At 58.1% G+C, this 20,919-nt stretch carries 19 protein-coding genes; 2 read left to right on the forward strand and 17 right to left on the reverse strand.

Translation table 11 applies throughout. From position 1 onward, the window contains the following. Positions 1–59 precede the first annotated feature (59 nt). From ugpC to QE435_RS01470, 10 genes are all read right to left on the reverse strand, one after another. The gene (gene ugpC, locus QE435_RS01425) at positions 60–1,130 is read right to left on the reverse strand and encodes a sn-glycerol-3-phosphate ABC transporter ATP-binding protein UgpC (RefSeq protein ID WP_349039952.1); all 1,071 of its coding nucleotides are present in this window, start codon (positions 1,128–1,130) and stop codon (positions 60–62) included. A gap of 4 nt (positions 1,131–1,134) precedes the next feature. Continuing rightward, positions 1,135–1,965, reverse strand: a complete 831-nt coding sequence (locus tag QE435_RS01430) for a carbohydrate ABC transporter permease (protein WP_349039953.1) — start codon at positions 1,963–1,965, stop codon at positions 1,135–1,137. Between the two features lie 3 nt (positions 1,966–1,968). Next, a complete protein-coding gene (locus tag QE435_RS01435; RefSeq protein ID WP_349039954.1) occupies positions 1,969–2,901 on the reverse strand; it encodes a sugar ABC transporter permease in 933 nt (310 codons plus the stop codon). A 213-nt stretch (positions 2,902–3,114) separates the two neighbouring features. Further along, the gene (locus QE435_RS01440; RefSeq protein ID WP_309769190.1) at positions 3,115–4,374 is read right to left on the reverse strand and encodes a sugar ABC transporter substrate-binding protein; all 1,260 of its coding nucleotides are present in this window, start codon (positions 4,372–4,374) and stop codon (positions 3,115–3,117) included. A 34-nt stretch (positions 4,375–4,408) separates the two neighbouring features. Then, positions 4,409–5,584, reverse strand: a complete 1,176-nt coding sequence (locus tag QE435_RS01445) for a PLP-dependent transferase (RefSeq protein ID WP_349039955.1) — start codon at positions 5,582–5,584, stop codon at positions 4,409–4,411. Then, positions 5,581–6,273: a FadR/GntR family transcriptional regulator gene (locus QE435_RS01450; protein ID WP_349041104.1), complete on the reverse strand. Its 693-nt coding sequence runs from the start codon at positions 6,271–6,273 to the stop codon at positions 5,581–5,583. Before QE435_RS01450 ends, QE435_RS01445 begins: the two co-directional genes overlap by 4 nt. A gap of 302 nt (positions 6,274–6,575) precedes the next feature. Next, positions 6,576–7,361, reverse strand: coding sequence for an exodeoxyribonuclease III (gene xth / locus QE435_RS01455; protein WP_349039956.1), 786 nt, complete (start codon positions 7,359–7,361; stop codon positions 6,576–6,578). Positions 7,362–7,566: 205 nt separating this feature from the next. Then, positions 7,567–7,824 carry a hypothetical protein gene (locus QE435_RS01460; RefSeq protein ID WP_349039957.1) on the reverse strand — a complete coding sequence of 86 codons (258 nt, stop codon included), beginning with the start codon at positions 7,822–7,824 and terminating at the stop codon, positions 7,567–7,569. A gap of 179 nt (positions 7,825–8,003) precedes the next feature. Beyond that, positions 8,004–9,845: an ABC transporter ATP-binding protein gene (locus tag QE435_RS01465; RefSeq protein WP_349041105.1), complete on the reverse strand. Its 1,842-nt coding sequence runs from the start codon at positions 9,843–9,845 to the stop codon at positions 8,004–8,006. Between the two features lie 69 nt (positions 9,846–9,914). After that, positions 9,915–11,111: an aminotransferase class V-fold PLP-dependent enzyme gene (locus QE435_RS01470; RefSeq protein WP_349039958.1), complete on the reverse strand. Its 1,197-nt coding sequence runs from the start codon at positions 11,109–11,111 to the stop codon at positions 9,915–9,917. Positions 11,112–11,221: 110 nt separating this feature from the next. Here QE435_RS01470 and QE435_RS01475 point away from each other — a divergent pair, with 110 nt between their 5' ends. Continuing rightward, positions 11,222–12,040, forward strand: coding sequence for an IclR family transcriptional regulator (locus QE435_RS01475; RefSeq protein WP_306929821.1), 819 nt, complete (start codon positions 11,222–11,224; stop codon positions 12,038–12,040). A gap of 15 nt (positions 12,041–12,055) precedes the next feature. On the opposite strand, the gene QE435_RS01480 is transcribed toward QE435_RS01475, so the two are convergent. The 5 genes from QE435_RS01480 to QE435_RS01500 all read right to left on the reverse strand — a co-directional run bounded on the left by QE435_RS01480 (position 12,056) and on the right by QE435_RS01500 (position 17,313). Further along, on the reverse strand, positions 12,056–12,553 hold the full coding sequence (locus QE435_RS01480) for a RidA family protein (RefSeq protein ID WP_349039959.1): 498 nt from the start codon (positions 12,551–12,553) through the stop codon (positions 12,056–12,058). A gap of 46 nt (positions 12,554–12,599) precedes the next feature. Continuing rightward, complete coding sequence (locus QE435_RS01485; RefSeq protein WP_349039960.1) at positions 12,600–13,802, reverse strand: amidohydrolase/deacetylase family metallohydrolase; 1,203 nt, start codon at positions 13,800–13,802, stop codon at positions 12,600–12,602. A gap of 1 nt (position 13,803) precedes the next feature. Then, entirely contained in the window at positions 13,804–14,685 is an 882-nt protein-coding gene (locus QE435_RS01490; RefSeq protein ID WP_349039961.1) for an ABC transporter permease, read from the reverse strand. A gap of 15 nt (positions 14,686–14,700) precedes the next feature. Continuing rightward, positions 14,701–15,642: an ABC transporter permease gene (locus tag QE435_RS01495; protein ID WP_306929814.1), complete on the reverse strand. Its 942-nt coding sequence runs from the start codon at positions 15,640–15,642 to the stop codon at positions 14,701–14,703. A 141-nt stretch (positions 15,643–15,783) separates the two neighbouring features. Continuing rightward, positions 15,784–17,313 carry an ABC transporter substrate-binding protein gene (locus tag QE435_RS01500; RefSeq protein ID WP_349039962.1) on the reverse strand — a complete coding sequence of 510 codons (1,530 nt, stop codon included), beginning with the start codon at positions 17,311–17,313 and terminating at the stop codon, positions 15,784–15,786. Between the two features lie 203 nt (positions 17,314–17,516). Here QE435_RS01500 and QE435_RS01505 point away from each other — a divergent pair, with 203 nt between their 5' ends. Further along, positions 17,517–18,134 carry a hypothetical protein gene (locus tag QE435_RS01505; protein WP_349039963.1) on the forward strand — a complete coding sequence of 206 codons (618 nt, stop codon included), beginning with the start codon at positions 17,517–17,519 and terminating at the stop codon, positions 18,132–18,134. Positions 18,135–18,141: 7 nt separating this feature from the next. Here the strand turns inward: QE435_RS01505 and QE435_RS01510 are convergent, their stop codons facing one another. Together QE435_RS01510 and recQ are read right to left on the reverse strand one after the other, a co-directional pair. Next, entirely contained in the window at positions 18,142–18,864 is a 723-nt protein-coding gene (locus tag QE435_RS01510) for a L,D-transpeptidase (protein ID WP_306929809.1), read from the reverse strand. Positions 18,865–18,987: 123 nt separating this feature from the next. After that, positions 18,988–20,847: a DNA helicase RecQ gene (gene recQ, locus QE435_RS01515; protein ID WP_349039964.1), complete on the reverse strand. Its 1,860-nt coding sequence runs from the start codon at positions 20,845–20,847 to the stop codon at positions 18,988–18,990. Between the last annotated feature and the right edge of the window lie 72 nt (positions 20,848–20,919).

The following is a 20,919-nucleotide window of genomic DNA, read 5'->3' on the forward strand; positions in this document are numbered from 1 at the left end:
CCCTCTGCCGATGCGGCGTGTTGTACACCGCATTGGTAGGTGGATTGCCTGCGGGCTTGCTAGTTCACCCGGTCGCCATTGCTGTCGAAGACGTGGAGCCGGGCTTCTGGCAAGCCAACGCTGATCGACACCCCAGGCTGCAACAGTGCACGGTCCGACGAAAACAGCTTGAAGGGAAGTCCGTGCACCGTAAGGTGCAGAATAATGCCGAGGCCGGTCGGTTCGACGAGCTCCACCTTAGCATCCACACCACCCGTCTCTGGTGCGACGACGACGTGCTCGGGACGGATACCAAGGGTCATGGCCTCACCGTCTTTAAGCGGAATCGTTCGGCCTAGGGGAAGCTGGCTACCGTCTGGCAACGCCATTGAGCTTCCATACGGCTTCTGAACACAGCGGCCTTCAAGGAAGTTCATTCCCGGTGAACCGATAAATCCGGCGACGAAGAGATTGGCTGGGCGATCGTAAAGATCGAGCGGCGCACCGATCTGTTGGACGTATCCGGCATTCATGGCGACGATACGCGAGGCGAGCGTCATGGCCTCGATCTGGTCATGGGTGACGTAGACGGAGGTTGCACGTAAATCCGCATGCATCCGCTTGATTTCCGCGCGCATCTGCTCGCGCAGACGCGCGTCAAGGTTGGACAAGGGCTCGTCGAAAAGAAAGGCTTTGGGCTGTCGTACGATGGCACGACCCATGGCAACACGCTGGCGCTGACCACCGGAGAGCGCTTTCGGGCGCCTTGCAAGATAGGGATCGAGACCGAGCTTGTTCGATACCGACGAAACGGCCGCCGCAATCGCTTCCTTGGGGCTCCGGCGCAATCGCAGGCTGTAGCTCATATTGTCGGCGACACTCATATGCGGGTAGAGCGCGTAGGACTGAAACACCATGGCGATGTCGCGGTCCTTGGGCTTGAGATTATTCACGAGTTGGCCGTCGATGGAGAGCGTGCCGGAGGTAATTTCCTCCAAGCCCGCAATCATCCGCAGCAGCGTGGATTTGCCGCAACCGGATGGACCGACGAGAACGACGAACTCGCCATCGGCGATGGAGAGATCCACACCATGCAGGACAGGATGATCGCCGTAGGACTTGGCGACACGGTTCAGCTCGATGGAAGCCATGGATTTATCCTTTCACTGCACCGGCCGTCAGGCCTTGTACGAGATATCTTTGGATCAGCAGGAAGAAGAGACATGCGGGAATGAGCGCCAGGACGCCCGCTGCCATCATTTGCCCGAAGTCGACGGAGAATTTCGACACAAAGGTAAGCAGGCCGACCGGGAACGTCGCGCTCTGGTTTCCAGAAATCAGCATCAGCGCAAAGAGCAACTCACTCCAGGCCGCAGTGAAGACGAAGCCGAGCGTCGCGGCAATTCCAGGCAAGGTCAGAGGCAGGATTATCTGGCGGAAGGCGGTGAAGCGGCTTGCGCCGTCGATCATGGCGGCCTCCTCCAGATCCTTCGGAATGCCGTCGAAGAACGACTGCATGAGGAAAGTCGCGAAGGGCACGTTGAACGCGGTGTAGACGATAACGAGGCCGGTCAGGCTGTTGGTCAGGCCCAAGGGTGACAGCATCTTGAATATCGGTGCCACCAGCATCACCAAGGGGAACATCTGGGTGATGAGCATCAAGGCGATGATCCAGTATTTCCCCCGGAACTGAAAGCGCGAAAGCGCATAGCCGGAGAGCGACGATAGCACCGTGACGGCAAATGCCGTCGATCCGGCAACGATCACGCTATTCTTGAAGAATGTCGGAAAAGCGCTGTTTTCGATCACGAAGCGATAGTGTTCGAAGGTTGCGCGCGACGGCCAGAGCCGCACGCCCTCGCTATACAGCAAGTCGTTCGGGGTCACCGAAACCTTGAGCAGCCAGAACAGGGGAAAAAGCGCGAACGCGATATAAGCGAGGATTGCCAGGCGATGCGCGACAGTGAGAAAAATTCGGCCGGTCACGGATCAATCCTTCTCTATGAGGCGCTGGCGCATGATGACGATCAGCATGGAGTAGGCGAGCAGAAGCACGAGCAGAACCAGCGCGACTGCCGAGGCATAACCAAAGTCCAGCCGCTTGAAAGCCTGGGTGAAAATATAGCTTGCAACGATCTGCGTGCGGTCGGCCGGGCCACCGTTGGTCATAACAATGATGAGGTCGGCAAAGTTGGCGATCCAGACGGTGCGAAGCAGGACGGTGATTGCAATCGTCGGGGCCAGAAATGGCAAGGTGATCGAGGTGAAGCGCTGAAGCGGGCTTGCGCCGTCGATAGAGGCCGCTTCGTACAGGTCGCGCGGGATGGCCTGCAACGCGGCCAAAAGGGTGATGGCGAAGAACGGTATGCCCCACCAGACATTGGCGATGATCGGTCCCCACATGGCAAGATGCGGATCGGCGAGAATATTGTTCGGCGCCGATAAGAGGCCTAGCGATGTCATCCAGTAGGGAAGCGGACCAATCACCGGGTTAAACAACCACGCCCAATTAAGGCCTGCCAGAAAGGTTGGAACAGCCCAAGGAAGGAAGACCAACGCCTGGGCGATACCGCGCCCGGCAAATGGCTTGTCGAGCAGCAGGGCTAGAATGAGGCCGAAGAAGAATTGCAGGAATACCGACGCGCCCGTCCACCATAGCGTATTCTTCAAGGCGCGGTAGAAGGCCGCATCCTGAGACAGTGTCTTGAAGTGCTCGATGCCGATGAAGCCGCCGGAAAACGGATTGAGCAACTGGACGTCGCGGAATGCATAGGAAAGCCCCAGCACCAACGGCACCATCATTACCGTGACGATAAGAACAAGCACTGGCGCGCTGTAGAGCCATGGCTCAGCGGAGTTAGTCAGCCTTTGCAACATAGGTTTGCGCGACACCTTAGGTGCGGCGCTTGAAAATGACGACATCAATTGCTCCTCAGCGTAACGGGGTCTGGGCCGGAGGCCACGCGCTGATCTCAACTTCACGGCATGTCACGCGAATGCACTAGAAGGCTTCGCGAAAACGACATGCGACAAAACAAGGGCTTGAAGCGGCAGCGCATATGCGCGCTCGCCGCGCTTCAAAGTTCATACCGGCAAGAAGGTGGCGCACTCGGAAAGGTACGCCACCAGTGTCCATCACTTGGACTGAAGGAACTTTTGCTGAGCCTTCGTCATGTAATCCGCCCACTGCTTGGCAAGGTCTTCAGGTGTGATATCACCCAGAAGAGCTTCCTGGGACGTCTTGATCACTAGCGAATCCTTGAAGTAGGCAAACTCCTGAAGGTAGGTCGGCATGGTCGTCGGCACGGCGTTCTTGTCGGCCAGCTCCTCGAACCATCCCTTGAACTGCTCGCTCGCATAGAAGGGGTCCTTCTCGGCGGAGGTGTGGACCGGAAGCGCCCCCGTCTTCTTGTTCCACTCGATATTGCCTTCAGGTCCTTCCAGCGTTTCGATTAGCTTCCAGGAGAGATCCTTGTCCTTGGAAGAGGCCATCATCGACCAACCGGCGAAACCGATCGTTGGGAAGGTCTTGCCATCCGGGCCCTTGGGCATGGTCATGACGCCGAAATCTTCACTCTTCATGCGCTGAGCAATGGCGATCAAAGCGTCCGGATCCTGGTCGAGGAAGGCGCAGGTGCCGGAGTAGAAGCCAGCGACGATTTCATTAAAGCCCCAGTTGACGCTGTCCTTCGGCGCGTAGCCGTTCTTGTAGAGATCGACGACGTAGGTCAGGCCCTTAACCCAGCCGGGGCTGTCGAATGTCGACTTGCCGTCCTTGGTGAAGAACTCGTTGGAACCTGCCATGGACGCACCGAACATGACCCAGCCGTTCAGACCTCCGGGGCCACCGCGAAGGCAGTAGCCATACTTGCCCGGAATGGCGGAAATCTTCTTTGATGCTTCGGCAAATTCGTCCAGCGTCTTCGGTGGCTCTTTCACGCCAGCCTGTTCAAGCAACTTCTTGTTGTAGAACATGGCGCGAAGATAGAAGCCGTAGGGCAGCATGTAGGCGGTGTTCTTCACATCGCGGCCAAGCTCCAATGCGCGTGGCGTCAGATCCGAAGTGTACTGCCACTTTGCCAGATAGGGCTCCAAGCTCTCGAGCATGCCGTTATTGGCATAGAGCGACAGCCATGTATCGGGCATTTCCATCACGTCCGGAACATCGCCAGCCGATACCATGGTGGCGAACTTCTGGAAGGCTTCGTTCCATGGAAGCGATATGATTTCGACCTTCGTGCCCGGATTGGCGGCCTCGAACTTGCCGACGAGGCTTTTCAGCGTCTCGGTACGCTCGGGGCTGGTGATGACCTCCACGAGTTTGAGCGTCGTGTCGGCAAGCGCCGTTCCGGCCATCATCGCGGTAAAGAATGCTGCTGCTACCAGTTTTTTCATGTCGTTCTCCCTTTTTTGTTGTCGTCAAAATGCGTCAGGCCGCGTTCGATGCCGCTCTGATTGCTGGTTCGAGGTCGTTCCAGAGAGCTTCGGTGCCCTCCAGACCCACATGCAGGCGTACGGAGCGCGGGCTGATGCCGAATGTGTGCGCGGAATTCGGTTGCGCCTTCTGCTCAAGCACCACTTCACCGGGGACGATCAGGCTCTCGTGCCCACCCCAGGACACGCCCAATTTGAAAAGCTGAAGCCGGTCGGCGAAGGCCCGTACATCGACCCCTTCCCGGAAGATGAACGAGAAGAGACCGGACGTACCGTTTAATCCAGGCGGAAGACGGTTTGCCAATCCCGGATGGCAAACGGTCTCCACGACGTCGAGCGCCTGCAGACGCGATGCGATCGCAAGCGCCGATTCCTGATGTGCCTTCATGCGGATGGGAAGTGTGCGCAGCCCGCGGATCAACAGCCAGGCATCGAAGGGCGACATCTTGCCACCAAGATAGGGATAGGCTTCCGCACGGATACGATCGACCATGGCTTTGGCACCGGCAACGACGCCGGAGACCACATCGCTGTGACCGCCGAGATATTTCGAGGCGGAATGCACGACGAGATCGACGCCAAGTGCCAATGGCGTCTGGAAAATCGGGCTGGCCCAGGAATTGTCGATGACGGAAACCGCGCCGTGTCGCTTGGCAATCGCTGCCAATGACCCGACATCATGCGCTTCCATCACCCAGCTGGTCGGGCTTTCCATGTAAAAGAGCTTGGCGCCCGGCATCGCCTTCTCGACTGCGGCCTCATCGCGACCGTCGACATAGGTCACGTCGATCTTCATCCGCTTCATCAATGTGCCGAACAGGCGGAAGGCATCCGGATAAACATGACGCACGGCGACGATACGATCGCCGGGTGAAACGAAAGACAGAACGGTAGAGGAAATCGCCGACATGCCACTGGCAAAACCAAGCGCGTCTTCTGCACCTTCAAGCTTCGCCAACATCTCTTCGAACATGCGAACCGTCGGGTTCAGCCCACGGGTGTAAACAGGGCGGGTCTTTTCGCCACGATAGGTCGCCACCATTTCGTCATAGCTTGAGAACGTGAAAAGCGATGTCTGCACCAAGGGTGGGACCACAGCTTCGAAAGCGTGGGTTTCGTCATGAGCCACGATGAGCGATGCGGCATCAAAAAAATCAGAGCCTTGGCTCATTTGGACATGTCCTTAATATCTTCCTCGACAATCGCGAGGATCTTCAATGTTTCCTGCTGTGCCGCCGACGTGTCGCCAGCCACGATCGCGTTGAACAGGGTGCGGTGAAACGGAAAGGAGCGAGAGGCGAAATCGGGCCTGTCGAAAGGTTTGGACCAGAAGCGCTCGAAGCCTTCGCGCATCTGCTCGAGCAATTGCTTGAACAGCGAGTTATGGGTGGCGTCGTAAATGGAAAGGTGGAAGGCAAGATCGGCCTTGCCCGACGTCCCCTCGGCCAGATGAACGCGCTCCATCTCTTCCAGCCGAAGACGCATCGTTTCGATATCGTCCTCGGTACGACGGCGAGCAGCCGCCATCGACGCCTCAACCTCGATCCCGCGCCGCACTTCCAGCGTCATCAAAAGGGCATCGCGCAGGCTCTCCGCCTCAATGGAAATGGGCATATGGACGGTGGCGGTGGAGATGGGCTTCAAAAGATAATTGCCGCTGCCCTTGCGGGAATCGATAATGCCAAGCGCCTGAAATTTTCGGATCACCTCACGAATGGTGGAACGCCCGACGCCAAGCGCGGACATCAACTCACGCTCGGCAGGCAGGCGACTTCCCGGTTTCAGATCAGCCCGCTCGACAAACTCGACAAGCGCAGCCTCGACCTGCCGTACCCGGTCGATGACCGGCAGCGGGCTCATCACATGCTTTTCGAGTGTCTGATCCATCTGCCCCCGCAACGTCAGCACTCATAAATTGGTCTGACATCTTACCGATTAACATAATCTTCATTTTTTGAACCCGTCAAGCTGCGGTGCCCGAGTTTTTGATCGTGCTTGGAAAATTGCCGAGCGCCCGGCTTTAAAATGGGAATGGCGATGCCGACCGGCTCATCCGCAAAGCGTCGCCCACGCCTTGATGGATTAGGATTCCTCGTGAAACGTGAAGCAGAAACGTTCCGCGGATCCGCAGAGATAGAGCTTAATCCAGTCAGCGAGGACGCTCACTTAAGAGACTGATCTTTAAGCTCGATCCAGACCGGTGCGTGGTCACTGCTGTGATCCCACCCTCGCACATGCTTGTCGACGTCTGCGGCGACGAGGCGACCAGCGGCTTCGGGACTGAGAAGGAAGTGGTCGATCCTGAGCCCTGCATTTCGGCCAAAAGCGTTCCTGAAATAGTCCCAGAATGTAAAGATCTGCTCGTCGGGATGAAGATGTCTCAAAGCATCCGTCCAACCCTGCTCGCCAATCGCCTTGAAAGCGTTTCGCACTTCGATACGAAAGAGCGCGTCGTTTTTCCATCGCTCCGGTTTGTAGACGTCGAGTTCCGTCGGCATCACATTGTAATCTCCGACGAGGATCGAAGACACATTGAGTTCAAGGAGTTCGGCAGCGTAGGTCCGCAACCGTTTGAACCATCTGAGTTTGTAATTGAATTTTGGTCCGGGATAGGGATTGCCGTTCGGGGCATAAAGACAGCCGATCAGGTTGCCATCGACAATCGCTTCGATGTAGCGGCTCTGATCGTCCTTGTTATCGCCCGGCAGCGCCCGTCTGGTAAGATGCGGTTCCTGATCTTTTGCTAGGATCGCCACGCCGTTCCAGGCTTTCTGCCCCAGCCAGACAGCACCATAGCCAGCCGCCTCTATTGCCTTGACGGGAAACTTGGTCTGGGGAGCCTTAAGCTCCTGAAGACAAACAATGTCAGGCGACCTTTCTTCAAGCCACCGGATGAGGTTCTCAAGCCGCCCGTTTACGCCGTTGACATTGTAGGTCGCAATTTTCAAGCTTTGACCCCGTCGGTTACGCGCGGAGCTGGCACAGCCCATCCAGACCAAATTGTTGCCAGACCGATCTCCTTTTCGCCGCATGGTTGAAGTAACCGACGCTGAAAGACCGGGTATAGAAGCCCGGTCTTGTCGTTCCAGATTCCACAATCTGCAGCGTAACTGCGCGCACAATATAGAGGCTCTTTAAGAGAGGACCGGCGCCTCAACCGCGATCGGTGTCGCCGTTCTGGAACGTGCGGCGATCTTCCCCTTTGGGTGGATCGAATTCCTCCACCGGAGATGGTACAGGTTCAACCGGGTCATGCTCGACACCGTCCGCGGCGGGCCAGTCATTGGAGGGCTCGTGCACCTGCTCTTCATCGACTGTTCCGGTCGATGTCGGCGGCGATACGCCTCCGCCATGATCCGCCGACCATGTTTGCGGGACCGCTTTGTTGTCCTCATTGGAGGTGTCGTTCATCACTCTTCTCCCAAGTTGCCAAAGCTAACACAATGGGACCGTTGTTGTTCCGCAGCATACGAAATGCTCCGTATAAAAACCTTCAATGCCAACTCTCCGAATAGCGCAGCTTTGAACGCGCGCTTAGGAGACGTCGCTCCAGTTGGATTGCCTATAGCCAGAGAGCTAGAGGATAGACGTCAATTCTCAGCCACAAGGTGGCCCTTCGACACTTCACGAAACCGAGCAGGCATAACCTTGTACTCGACTGGGCGTATGGGACTTTTCAGTTCCTCGACAACAGCCGCGCTTTTGACGCGTCTGCGTTCCGGGTCAGGAACCGGCACAGCCGCCATAAGCCTCTTGGTATATGGGTGCTGCGGATTACCGAACACGGCGGCACGAGGGCCGATCTCGACAATCTCCCCCAGATACATCACGGCGACGCGGTGGCTGACACGTTCCACCACGGCCATGTCGTGGGAGATGAACAGGAACGACAGTCCAAGGCTTTGCTGAAGGTCGAGCATCAGATTGATCACTTGCGCCTTGATCGACACATCCAATGCCGACACACTTTCGTCGGCGACGATCACCTTTGGCTTCAGAGCCAATGCGCGTGCGATACAGACACGCTGTCTCTGCCCGCCGGAAAATTCATGCGGGTATCGCCCTGCCATATCAGGCGTCAGACCAACCTTCGTCAGCATGTCGGCCACGACATCTTTCGCCTCTTTCGCGCTACCCATCTTATGCTCGAGAAAGGGCTCGGCAATGGCCGCGCCGACGGTCATGCGCGGGTTAAGCGAGGCAAACGGATCCTGGAAAATCATCTGCACGGATTTGCGCATCTCGCGCATATCCTGCTTGCTCATCGCCAGTACATCGCGGCCTTCCACGATAACAGAGCCGCTATTCGGTTCGATCAGGCGCATGATAGCCCGGCCTGTCGTCGACTTGCCGCATCCGGATTCGCCGACGAGGGAAAGTGTTTCACCTGCCTGAAGATCGAAGGAGACATTCTCTACCGCGTGGACGCGGCCGGTGAGCGTACCAAAGAGGCCGGAGTGAATGTCGAAGCGCTTGGTGAGATTGCGTACCTCCAGCACTGGCCGTCCTTCAACGACCGTGTCCTTCACTTCCACAGGCACATCGGAATGACCTGTCTTCACGTCCACTACGGGAAAGCGCAGAGGTCTTTGATGGGCCTGCATAGAGCCAAGCACGGGCACAGCGGACAAGAGCGCACGGGTATAGGGATGTTGGCCACGATGAAAAATATCGGCGGTCGGGCCCGTTTCCACCTGCTCGCCCCGATACATCACGACGGTCCGGTCGGCGATTTCGGCGACAACCCCCATATCGTGGGTGATGAACAGAACGGATGTCCCTTCTTCCTCCTGCAGCATTTTGATCAGGTCGAGGATTTGTCCCTGAATGGTCACGTCAAGGGCCGTGGTCGGCTCATCGGCAATCAGCAGTGCCGGCTTGGTTGCAAGCGCCATGGCGATCATGACGCGTTGGCGCATGCCGCCGGAAAATCGGTGCGGATACTCATCGAAGCGAGAGGCGGCAGAGGGAATGCGCACCTTCTCCAGGATGCGGATGGTTTCGGCACGGGCATCCGCCTTGCTCATCGGCAAGTGCGAGAGCAAGGCTTCGGAGATCTGGTCACCGATGGTGAGCAAGGGATTCAGGCTCGTCATCGGCTCTTGGAAGATCATCGCGACATCATTGCCACGAACCTTGCGCATCTCATGCTCGGGCAACCCAAGAAGATCACGCCCACCCAGCATGACCTTGCCTTCAATCTTGCTCATGTCCGGTTGGAGCAGGCGCATGATGGAGAGCGATGTGACCGACTTGCCGGAACCACTTTCGCCAACAATCGCGACTGTCTCGCCAGGCATCACCGTGAAAGAGATATCGCGCACCACCGGCTTCCAGGCACCATCGACAAGGAAGGATGTTCTCAGATTTTCAACGGCGAGAACCGGGCCGGTGGCCGGTGCAGTCACGGTCTTGTTCAGGGCGTTGGACATCATCATTGTCGTTCCTTGTCAAATCGTTGGAGTGGCAGGCTATGCGGTCCTTTCGGTCCGAACGCTTGCTCAGTCGGGCCAGCGCAAGGCACCATCGAAACGATGACGGCTCAAATCCTCGAACGGCGTGGCGATGACCTCGTTTGAGGCACGCGCTTTATCGAGCTCTTCAGCCAGCCGTGCCGCAACGATGCGTTCCTGGCCGGGGTGGAGATTGCAGGGATCGAGATAGAAGTAATGGTGCTCCACCTCGTGATCGCGCACGATGATCGGCGTCGGGCCACTGCGAAGCCGTGCTGCGAGATCCCAGGCGGTGATGTGGGCTTCCTGCGGAGAGACGATCACCCGCATTCGATCAAGGGGATTGTTGGTCGGATCGGGCTCGATCAAGGCGGTGATGCCGGGGCGATCGGCAAGCGTCTCCTTCCACAGGTGGAGATAGCTGGTTTCGCGCTCGCGAACAGCTGCGTGATCCCGCTTCTCCCAAGCCTCGAGCGCAGCCATGACGCCGAAAATGCTTTCCTTGCCAACCTTCATGCCGCGGCCGATGCCCATATTCTGCAGGAAGGCATTGCGCACGAGCTCCTTCTTGCCGGCTACGATGCCGGAGGTTGGGCCACCCAAGAACTTGTGGCCGGAGTAGAGCGCCATGTCCGCGCCCTGCTCCAGGAAGATCCGCAGGTCGTATTCGGATGCGGCATCGACAATCACCGGCACGCCCTTGGCATGCGCGATCTCGACAAACTCCTTGAGATTGAGCAGACCATAATCCACGACATGGTGGGAGACGACGTAGACGGCTGCTGCCGTGCGGTCCGTAATCGCATTTTCCATGTGATAGCGATGGGTGGACGTTGCCTGCCCAATCATCACCACCTTGCCGCCAGCAAGCCGGATCGACTGATCGACGGGCGCGCCGTAGCTCACCACATGGCCCATCTGTACGAGAACCTCGTTCTTCGGGGTCGAGGTCTCCGGCAGTTTTTCGATCGCCAGAAGGTCTGGGCCAGTGATGGTGCCGGCAACCGCGAGGCTAATGCCGGCGGAGCAGGACGCCGTCACGAAACCGGCTTCACCGCCCGTCAGCCGAGCAATGATGGCACTTGCCTTGCGCTGCAGATCATTGATTTCCACGAATTGCGGCAGGATAGACGCCATAGCCTCGATCGCTTCGGGAACCACGATCGACGCGCCGAGGCTCGTCATGGTGCCGGAAACGTTGATGACGGGGCGAAGACCGATCTTCGTGCGGATATCGTCTGACATGATATTTCTCCAGTCTGCCAGCCTGTCTGGCCGTGATTTCTGTTGCCCCGCGAGAGGCTATGCCATAATAACGCAATAGGTTCTTTGATCTGCGGGAGCGTAAATTGGATATGACGTCTTCATCTGCTGAAGCCTCCGAGCTTTCCTCGTCCGAGGAAGGCGGCAAGGCGCGACGCTCGCGCGTGAGCGGCATCGACCGCGCCATTCAGGTGATCGACTATCTGTACGAAACCGGCGCTCCGGCGGGTGCCTACGCCATCGCCAAGGCGGTCAAGGCTCCGCTTTCGACGATCTATGCGATCATCGACGACCTTGTGGAAAAGAACATGCTGGCGCGCAACGATGATGGCAGTATCTGGCTTGGCGCCCGCCTCTATCATTACGGTCTCGCCTATGCGCGCTCGCTCGATTTCATGAGCGTTGCCATGCATGAAATGCACGATCTTTGCCGCGAGGCCGGTGAAACGGTGCAGGTTTGCGGGCGGGACGACGAACATATGCTGGTGCTCGCCATGGCCGATGGCCCCAGCCATTTCCAGGTTGCCTCGCGCGTGGGGACGCGCGTGCCGCTGAACTGGACGGCTTCGGGCCGCCTTCTGGTGGGTCATATGCCGGAAGAGCAACGCATCGACCTGTTCAAACGGGGAGCCCGCATCTCGCCGACGGGCCGCGCCACCATCGACGCCAAAAGCCTTTCGGATGCTGCGCGCAAGGCCTTTGAAGAGCGTCTGTCGATCCAGGCGGGTGAGTCCGATTACTCCGTCGCCTGCATCGCCTCGCCGATCGTCGACAATCGCGGAGACTGCGTTGCGACGATTTCGATTGTTCTTCCCGAGCAGAAAGTCATGGCCGACAAGACCGGCTACGCAGACCGCGTCAAAACGTCGGCCGCAAGGATCGAACAGTTGATGGGATGGCGCAACCACTAGTCGTCTCCTCGCCGCTTAATCCTGCAACGCAATGATCGCTTCGATTTCGACGGTGATGTTTCCCGGAAGCGAGCCGAAGCCGACAGCCGAGCGGGCATGACGACCGGCCTCGCCGAAGACGGCATTGAACAGATCCGAGCAGCCGTTGATGACTTGCGGATGATCCTTGAAGTCCGGTGAGGCATTGACCATGCCCAGCAGCTTCACGACCCGCTTGACGCGAGAAAGATCGCCTAACGCCTCGTTCATCACCGCCAACAGATTGATGCCGGTCAGCCGCGCATCCTCATAGGCCTGCTCGACCGAGACATCCACACCGACCTTGCCGGTATGCATGAATCCATTCGCTTCGCGAGGGCCCTGCCCGGAGAGATAAAGCATGTTGCCTTCCACGACATGAGTGACGAAGTTGGCGATGGGCGGTGGCGCTGGTGGGAGGTCTATGCCGAGTGCGGCAAGCCGATCGCGCGGCGTCTCTGCTTTCGCTTCGATCTTGATCGGGGACTGTGTCACGCAAACTCCTGTGGTATCTGATGTATTGCAATGGCGCTCGGCCATCCTATCGGTATGAGTAGCCATGGCTGTGGCGCACGAGCTTGCGGGCGCGCGGAATATAGCGGCTCGCCGCGATCGCTTCGCCACCGATGACAGCAAAGCGCGGCTCGAAGAGCTGCTTCAGCACCGAGACATCACCATTGGAGTCGGTTGCCTCCAGATCGGAATCAATGAGATCGAAAATGGTGAAATCTGCGCGCGCGCCAACGGACAGCCGGTTTTGCATATCGAGCTTGATGACTTCAGCTGGCGCATGGGTCACGGCATTCACCACCTTGTCGAAAGGCATGCCGACCGAAAGCAACTTGGACATGGTTGTCGCCAGATCCCAGACCGGGAAGTTCATCGAATGCCCGTGCAGGTCGGTCGAAATCGAATGGGGCAAAAGTCCGCGCGCAATCGCGGCTTCCGCCACCTTGAAGGAGAAGGATGCTCCACCATGGCCGATATCGAGGCGGACCCCTTCGGACGCGCAGCGCTCAGCGAGGTTGAACAAGTCCTCATCCTCCATGATCGACGAACCGGACTTGCCGTTGAAGCAATGGGTCACGACGTCGCCAGGACCAAGAATCTCAAGCACTTCATCGTAGAGTGCCGGTGGCTCGCCAACGTGAACCATCATCGGAACTTTGAGGATCTTGGCGATCTTCTTGCCGAGCTTGACCGGGGTGACGCCCCAGGAGCCGGTGATGACGTGGCTGGCACGAACCTTGATGCCGACGATATGCTCGCTGTTCTCCGCATAGCATTCCAGGATGCGGTCGAGATCGATGTCTCTGATGTCGCGCAGTTCTGCCACGCGGTTACAGGCCACAAGCCCGATGGAACCAAGGTTGAGGAACGCCTTGATCCGCTCTCTGGACGGCTCGATGATATATTCTCGGAAGCCATGAAAGTTCGCTTCGCCCGCAGATCCTGCATCGACGAGCGTCGTCACGCCGCGCTCTGCACCGCATTCGGACGGACGGATCGAGATATCGGTCCCGCCGTGCCAGATGTGAACGTGAAGGTCGACCCAGCCCGGCGAAATCCATGCACCTTTACCATCGATCACCGTTGCCTCATCGGACGCAAGCGCCTGTCCGATGGCGGCAATGTTGCCGTCGCTATTCACCAAAATGTCGGTGGCAGCGTCTTTTCCGCCTTCGCCGAAAGCCATCGGCTTGACGTTTTTGATGAGCAGCGGCTTTGCCTGTTGGCCGGTCATATTACAAATCCCTTCGCAGTCTTGGATCGAGCATGTCCCGCAATCCATCGCCGACCATTTGCAGCGACAGAACGGAAAGAATGATGGCAAAGCCGGGGAAGTAGGTCATCCAGTCGGCTTGTCCGATATATTGGCGGCCAGCAGCGATCATCGTGCCCCAGGTCGGAATTTCCGGGCTGACACCAAGCCCGAGGAAGGAGAGACCCGCCTCCGCCAGCATGGCGCTGGCAAACAGGAACGAGGCCTGTACCAGAATGGGTGACAACAGGTTGCGCAGCACATGCCGTATCATGATGTGGAAGGTGGATATTCCAAGCGCCTGCGCCGCCTCAACGTAGGGAAGCTCCCTGATGACGAGTGTCGAGGCGCGCACGATGCGAGCGAGGCGCGGCGAATAGACGATCGACAAAGCGACGATCACCGTGGTGAGCGATGGTCCAAGCGCTGCAACCAGCGCAATGGCCAGAAGAATATCCGGAAATGCCATCATCGCATCGATCAACCGCGCGATTGGCGTGTCCAGCCGCTTGAAAAAACCGGCGAGCAGACCGAGCGTCACGCCGATGATCGCAGATAGAGCAACGACGGAGGCGCCAACAAGCAGCGACAAACGGCCTGCGTAAATGGTGCGCGAGAAGACGTCGCGGCCAAATTCATCCGTACCGAACCAGAATGTTTCGCTCGGCGGCTTCAGACGATTGACGATAGACAGCTTGGATGGCGAGTAAGGCGCGATCCAGGGCGCGAGTGCCGCCAGAAGAACGAAGATGACAAGCACGATCAGGCCGAAGGCAACCGTCTTGCGTTTCAGGAAGCGCTTCAGAAACTTCGTGCCTTCGCTGGATGAAGGCTGCGTTGGCGTGGTTGTGGCAATATCCGTCATCGGTTCCCGCCCCCTTTAGTAGCGCACGCGCGGATCGATCAGCAGGTAGAGCATGTCGATCGCGAAATTGATGAGGACGTAGAGCGCCGCAATGACCAGAAGCGCGCCCTGAATGACGGGATAATCACGCCGAAGAACTGCGGAAACCACAAGGCTGCCGACACCGGGAAGTCCGAAGACCGTCTCGGTGACCACGGCACCTGAAATCAGCACCGCGGCTGTCAACCCGATGACGGTGAGGATGGGGATGAGCGCGTTCTTCAGCGCGTGTTTCATCACTACGCGCCGTTCGACCACACCCTTTGCGCGAGCGGTGCGAATATAATCGTCGCCCAGCACATCGAGCATCGACGCGCGGGTGAAGCGGAGGATCAGAGCAGATGAAACCAAACCCAGCGCGAAAGCCGGAAGCGTCAGGTGATACATGCGGTCAAGGAAGCTTGAGCCTGGGCCGCCGTAACCGGAAACAGGAAAAAGGTTCAGCCTGACGGCGAAGAACTGCATGAGGATGAGGCCAAGCCAGAAGCTCGGAATGCTGGCCGCGAGCATCGCAACGGTGGTTGCAGCCTGGTCCACGAAGGACCCGCGGCGATAGGCGGCATAAATACCGATCGGCAAGGCGATGATACTGGCGATCAGCAACGAAAACAGCGTGAGAAAGAAGGTTGGTTCAGCGCGGTCAAGGAGCGCCGTCGTGACCGGCATGTTCAGGAAGATAGACTGCCCAAGATCACCCTTCAGCATCTGGCCTATATAGTAGAAATATTGCACGGCAAGCGACTGATCGAGCCCAAGACGTGTCCGCAGATCGGCAATGTCTTGCGCCGACGCGTCCGGCCCAAGCATGACGGCTGCGGGATCGCCCGGTGTGACGCGCACAATGATGAAGACGATCGTGACGACGAGAAACATCACAACGATCATGCCAGCGAGGCGCTGAAGGATATATCGGATCATAGGCTTCGTTTTCCCTTGTCGCAGGGTAAAAGAGTCTGTTTGCAAACGCGGTGGCGAAGAGCGCTCCGGTATCGCGCAGGCTCTCTCTGGGTTTTGCTGAACACGAGATGAGCACTGGCGCGACGCCGGTTCCTTGAATGATTACTTCTTGATGGAAGCATTCCAGAAGTAAGGCCAAGGTGCGGCTTGGATGCCCTCGATCTTCTTCGACTTCGCCGCAACCGCATTAAAGTCACCGATCTTCATATAAGGGATTTCCTCATACATGGCCTTCTGAACGTCAGCCCAAAGCGCGATGCGCTTTTCAGGATCGGATTCCGCCGAGAAAGCCTCGACCGTCTTTTTGCGCAGCGGCGTATCCCACCAGCCTGGTGATGTCGGCGCGAGCGAGCCGATCAGAGCTGGCTCGGGCAGGAATGGACTGTGGGTAATGTAGATGTCCCACAGCGCTTTGTCTGCGCGGCGTTGGGTAAGCGTTGCCCAGTCGACCACCTGCATATCCACCTTGAAGCCTGCAAGCTTCAAATATTCGGCGGCGACCTGTGCCATCTTATAGTGGAACTCATACTGCCGGCTGGTGAGGATACGGATTGGTTTTTCGCCATCATAGCCTGCGGCCTTGGCAGCTTTTGCAGCACCTTCCGGATCGGCAATATTGTAGTTGCCCTCGACACCCGCATCCGTGTTCCAAATGAAGTTCTTCGGGTAGATATCGCCGTCAAGCGCATAAAAATCCGTGCTGCCAAAGGCTGCTGCCAACATGTCTTCCATGCTGAGCGCCTGTCGGATCGCCTTGCGCATGGCGACATCCTTCGCAAGCCCTTCAGCCGTATTGAAGACGAAGACAGGATAACCGAATGGCTTCAGCACGACCGGTTCGGTTGCGGAGGAGGACTTGATCTTGTCAAAGGATTCGACCGGTATCGAGTCGATATAATCATATTGACCAGAAACCGCTGCCTCGACGCGGGTGTTTGCATCCGGTACCGGGACGAAGCGGATCTCATCAAGATACTGATGTCGCGCGCCACCGTAACCATTGCTATCGCCTTCGCGGGACTTGTAGCCATCGAAGCGAACGAGCTGGATATACTGGTCGGCCTTGCGCTCCTTCAGCATATAAGGGCCGGTCCCGATGAACTCCTTCATCGGCTCGTCCTGCTTTTCCTTAGGAAGAATGATGGCGGCAGAGTTATTGAAGGCGAGAAGCGAAACAAGCGGCGCATAAGGCTGCTTCAGCGTGATCGTGACGGTCAAGGGATCGGTCGCTTCGATCTTGTCGATGAAGGACGCAGCCTGCTTGCCGCGTGAAGCGACCTTGATCCAGCGATTGAGTGAGGCGACAACGTCATCCGACGCCATGTCCGAACCATCGTGGAACTTGATGCCCGAGCGCAGCTTGATCGTGTAGGTTTTACCGTCAGCGCTTATCTCAGGAAGACTTTCCGCCAAAAGCGGCGTCGTCTTCCATTCTTTGTCGAAAGTGTAGAGCGTCTCGAAGATATGCTGGGTGACGATGCCCACGAGATCGGCGGTAGACGCCATCGGATCCAGCGTCGGCGGCTCGCCGATCGTTGCGACATTGATCACGCCGCCACGATCCTGCGCGAAGAGGACCGACGGGCTGACGATCATTGCGGTGGCGAGAAGGAATGCAAGCTTCAGTCTCATGTCATACTCCCAGCTTCATTGTTCCATTATTATGTTATATAGGTTTTTATAAGAGAATAACGGAAAGGAAAGGTCTGTCAATCCGCTTGTTGCTGATCGACGAAAGCCGGACTGATAAAGAGCGGGTACGCAGCGCGACATACAATGGTGAAGAGCGGGCACACATGTTGACCATCACGCGTGCCAGCCCCATCTAAGCCCTCATGCCGAGGAAGAAATCCAACACTGTACCGCCTTTGAAGGAGTCCTGGACGCTGCCGCCCGCGGTAACGCTGGGATCGTCGGTGCGTGCCAAGGGTATCTTGATGGAGTTGCGCGCCAAGTTGCCCTTTGCCACTCGGAAAGCTCTGGACATTACGGGCATGGTTCTCACACTGGCGATTCCAGAAGACGACGAGGACGACTTCAAGGAGGCGCTCGCCAAGGTCTCCAAATTGCTCGAAACCATGGAAAGCCTGCCGGTGCTGCCGCGCGAGATCGAAGATATTCTGACTATCTCGACCACAGAACGCCGACGCTGGCTTGAGGACGGACGCCTGCCGAGCGGCGGCATCAGGACGGTGAGGCTGCGTGGCCGGGCGAAACGGATCACCTTCCACGTCTTCGAGCCGAAGGTGGTCGAGGACCTTCTTAACAGCGGCATCATCGACGAATGGCGAGAACATGATCTCGCCGCGAAGGTGGAGAACAGACGGCGCGCGGCGCATCAAGCCAAGCTGACACGCTCGCTCAAAAAGGCGAAGTCAGGCCGCTCGGCGGAGCGCAGTTCGGCCGAACTCTCCGGTTGGGAGGAGTTCGACCGCGATGGCCTTCTTCGATAGCGCAGAGCTACGCTGTGGCGCGGGCGCTGAGCGGGCCTTGGTGGACGACAATCCGAGCGTGGTATGGCACGCGCTGGTAAAGATCGATCACGTCCTGATTGACGAGGCGAACACAGCCCGAAGAGGTGGCCTTGCCGATCGACTGCCACTCCGGCGAGCCGTGGAGACGGTAGAGCGTGTCCTTGCCGTCCTTGAAGATATAGAGCGCGCGGGCACCAAGCGGGTTCTTGATCCCCGGATCCATGCCGCCATTTTCGACGGAGAAGCGTGCAAGTTTCGGCTGGCGGGCCACCATTTCGGCAGGGACCTTCCAGCGCGGCCAAGCCTGGCGCCAATGAACGATCCCCTCACCTTCCCAGGCAAAGCCGTCGCGGCCTAGACCCACACCGTAACGCATGGCCGTACCGCCCGGCTCGACCACGTAGAGGAAGCGGTTTGGCGTGTCGACGACCACGGTGCCCGGCTTTTCGCCGGTCGGATCCAGCACGCGCTGACGGTAATATTTCGGGTCGATCTGCTGGTAAGGGATCGCCGGAAGCATATGTCCGCCATCCTCCAACGCCGCGTAGCGCTGCTGCAACTCCGCCTCATCCGGCGGAACGATAGGCCGCCGAGCGGCTTGCGGCACCACGGCGGGCGTGGAGTTGGTCTGGCAGCCCGCAAGGGCCGCCGTTGCGGAAAGCGTTCCAAAAATGAAGCTGCGACGGGATACGCGCTGAAGAAGTGTCATGTGGGAAATCCATAGAAATTGCGCCTTCTTCTTGCCCATGCAAGACCGCGTGGCAAGCGATGGAGGATCACATCCATGGCATCAGGCTAAGATAGGACGAGCGCTGCGCCAAAAGTGCCACGGTCATCGTGAATGCGCGTTGATCACCTCAAGAAACGCCTCGCCGAAACGCTCGAGTTTGGAGGGTCCGACGCCGGAAATATCCAGCATCTCGTCTTCGTCTGATGGCCGTTCCGTCGCAAGCGCAACCAGTGTCGTGTCCGGGAAAACCACATAGGGTGGCACGCCGAGTTCCTTGGAGATCTCCATGCGAACGGTACGCAATGCCTGGAAGAGTTCGAGGTCGGCACCCTCCAATCCAGACTTCGCATTCGCTGAACTTGCCGAGGACGACCGGGACGCCTTGCCAGTCGTCGGCCGGTCCTTGCGAAAGCGAACCTCTCGCTCCTTCTTGAAGACGGCGCGCGATTCCGGTTCGAGCTTGAGAGCTCCATAAGCGCCATGATCAACGCTGATCAGTCCCGCGGCAAGAAGCTGGCGATACACGGATTGCCAGGTTTTTGCCGGCAAATCCTTGCCCGCGCCGAAAACCGGCATATCGACGTGACCGAAACGGATCGTCTTGTCATTCTCATTGCCGAGCAAAACATCGACGAGGTGGCCGGTACCGAAGCGTTCGCCGGTACGGTAGATCGCTGCCATCGCTTTGATTGCGGCTTCGGTCCCGTCCCATGTTTCGACCGGCTTGAGACAAGTGTCGCAGTTGCCGCAATTCCCACCGTGGGATTCGCCGAAGTGCTTAAGGATCGCCTGTCTACGGCAGCCCGCCGTCTCGCAAATGCCGAGCAGCGCATTGAGCTTGGCGCGCTCCACCCGCTTGATCTCTGGGCTTGAATTGCCCTCATCGATCATCCGCCCGCGCTGGATGACATCGGCCATGCCATAGGCCATCCAGACGTCGGAAGGCAATCCGTCTCGCCCCGCACGCCCCGTCTCCTGGTAGTAGGCCTCGACCGATCCCGGCAAATCCAGATGGGCAACGTAGCGCACATTCGGCTTGTCGATGCCCATGCCGAAGGCGACGGTTGCCACGAGGCAAAGTTCTTCCTCCTTCAGAAACGCGTCCTGATGGCGGTCGCGCATCTCCCGCTCCATGCCGGCATGGTAGGCGAGTGCTTTGACGCCCTGCGTGTTCAGCCACTCCGCCGTCTCATCCACCTTGGCGCGGGAAAGGCAATAGACGATGCCGCTCGATCCTTTGTGGCGCGACAGGAAGCGAAGCAATTGCTGCTTCGGTTGATCCCGCTCGACAATTTCATAGGCGATATTGGGCCGGTCGAAGGAGGTGGTGAAGACACCTGCGGATTGGAGTTGCAGCCGTTCAATGATGTCATCACGCGTATGAGGATCGGCAGTCGCCGTCAGCGCCATGCGCGAAACGCCAGGATACTCTTCTGCGAGACGGCCAAGTTCGCGGTACTCAGGCCGGAAATCATGGCCCCATTGCGATACGCAATGTGCTTCATCAATGGCGAACAGCGCAATTTTCGCTCGCCCTATAAAGTCCTTGAAGCCCGGCGTAACAATCCGTTCAGGCGTGACATAGAGTAGATCGAGCTCACCGTTCTGGACCGCGTGGCGCACATCCATGAATTCCTCGCGCGACAGCGAGGAGTTGAGCGCCGCCGCCCGGACACCGAGTTGCTTCAGCGTCTCGACCTGATCGCGCATCAGCGCAATCAAAGGCGACACAACGATGCCAAGCCCGTCTCTGCAAAGCGCCGGAACTTGGAAACACAGCGATTTTCCCGCGCCCGTTGGAAATAGCACAACGGCATCGCCACCAGCCATCACATGGTCGACAACCTCTTGCTGGCGGCCTCGAAATGAAGCGTAGCCATAGACGCGTTTCAGCAGTGAAAGCGGCGCTTCGCTTCCGCTCTCGGCAAAAAGACTTTTGGTAGGGCTGTGGGACTGCGGCATGGAATCGCTCGTTGGCTGAAGGCACTTTATGCCACAGAGCGCCGCCAAGCGCGAGCTTTGTCAAAAATCAGG

Origin of the sequence: Agrobacterium sp. SORGH_AS 787 (assembly GCF_030819035.1) — a bacterium.
In the GTDB taxonomy this organism is placed as follows: domain Bacteria; phylum Pseudomonadota; class Alphaproteobacteria; order Rhizobiales; family Rhizobiaceae; genus Agrobacterium; species Agrobacterium larrymoorei_B.

What these genes read in the sequence shown, in the direction of transcription:
- QE435_RS01445 (WP_349039955.1), bottom strand. Translation starts at nt 5,584, where the DNA reads ATGAGCCAAGGCTCTGATTTTTTTGATGCCGCATCGCTCATCGTGGCT.
- QE435_RS01460 (WP_349039957.1), bottom strand. Translation starts at nt 7,824, where the DNA reads ATGAACGACACCTCCAATGAGGACAACAAAGCGGTCCCGCAAACATGG.
- ugpC (WP_349039952.1), bottom strand. Translation starts at nt 1,130, where the DNA reads ATGGCTTCCATCGAGCTGAACCGTGTCGCCAAGTCCTACGGCGATCAT.
- QE435_RS01490 (WP_349039961.1), bottom strand. Translation starts at nt 14,685, where the DNA reads ATGACGGATATTGCCACAACCACGCCAACGCAGCCTTCATCCAGCGAA.
- QE435_RS01465 (WP_349041105.1), bottom strand. Translation starts at nt 9,845, where the DNA reads ATGTCCAACGCCCTGAACAAGACCGTGACTGCACCGGCCACCGGCCCG.
- QE435_RS01450 (WP_349041104.1), bottom strand. Translation starts at nt 6,273, where the DNA reads ATGAGCCCGCTGCCGGTCATCGACCGGGTACGGCAGGTCGAGGCTGCG.
- QE435_RS01470 (WP_349039958.1), bottom strand. Translation starts at nt 11,111, where the DNA reads ATGTCAGACGATATCCGCACGAAGATCGGTCTTCGCCCCGTCATCAAC.
- QE435_RS01440 (WP_309769190.1), bottom strand. Translation starts at nt 4,374, where the DNA reads ATGAAAAAACTGGTAGCAGCAGCATTCTTTACCGCGATGATGGCCGGA.
- QE435_RS01495 (WP_306929814.1), bottom strand. Translation starts at nt 15,642, where the DNA reads ATGATCCGATATATCCTTCAGCGCCTCGCTGGCATGATCGTTGTGATG.
- QE435_RS01505 (WP_349039963.1), top strand. Translation starts at nt 17,517, where the DNA reads ATGCCGAGGAAGAAATCCAACACTGTACCGCCTTTGAAGGAGTCCTGG.
- QE435_RS01435 (WP_349039954.1), bottom strand. Translation starts at nt 2,901, where the DNA reads ATGTCGTCATTTTCAAGCGCCGCACCTAAGGTGTCGCGCAAACCTATG.
- QE435_RS01485 (WP_349039960.1), bottom strand. Translation starts at nt 13,802, where the DNA reads ATGACCGGCCAACAGGCAAAGCCGCTGCTCATCAAAAACGTCAAGCCG.
- QE435_RS01475 (WP_306929821.1), top strand. Translation starts at nt 11,222, where the DNA reads ATGACGTCTTCATCTGCTGAAGCCTCCGAGCTTTCCTCGTCCGAGGAA.
- QE435_RS01510 (WP_306929809.1), bottom strand. Translation starts at nt 18,864, where the DNA reads ATGACACTTCTTCAGCGCGTATCCCGTCGCAGCTTCATTTTTGGAACG.
- recQ (WP_349039964.1), bottom strand. Translation starts at nt 20,847, where the DNA reads ATGCCGCAGTCCCACAGCCCTACCAAAAGTCTTTTTGCCGAGAGCGGA.
- QE435_RS01500 (WP_349039962.1), bottom strand. Translation starts at nt 17,313, where the DNA reads ATGAGACTGAAGCTTGCATTCCTTCTCGCCACCGCAATGATCGTCAGC.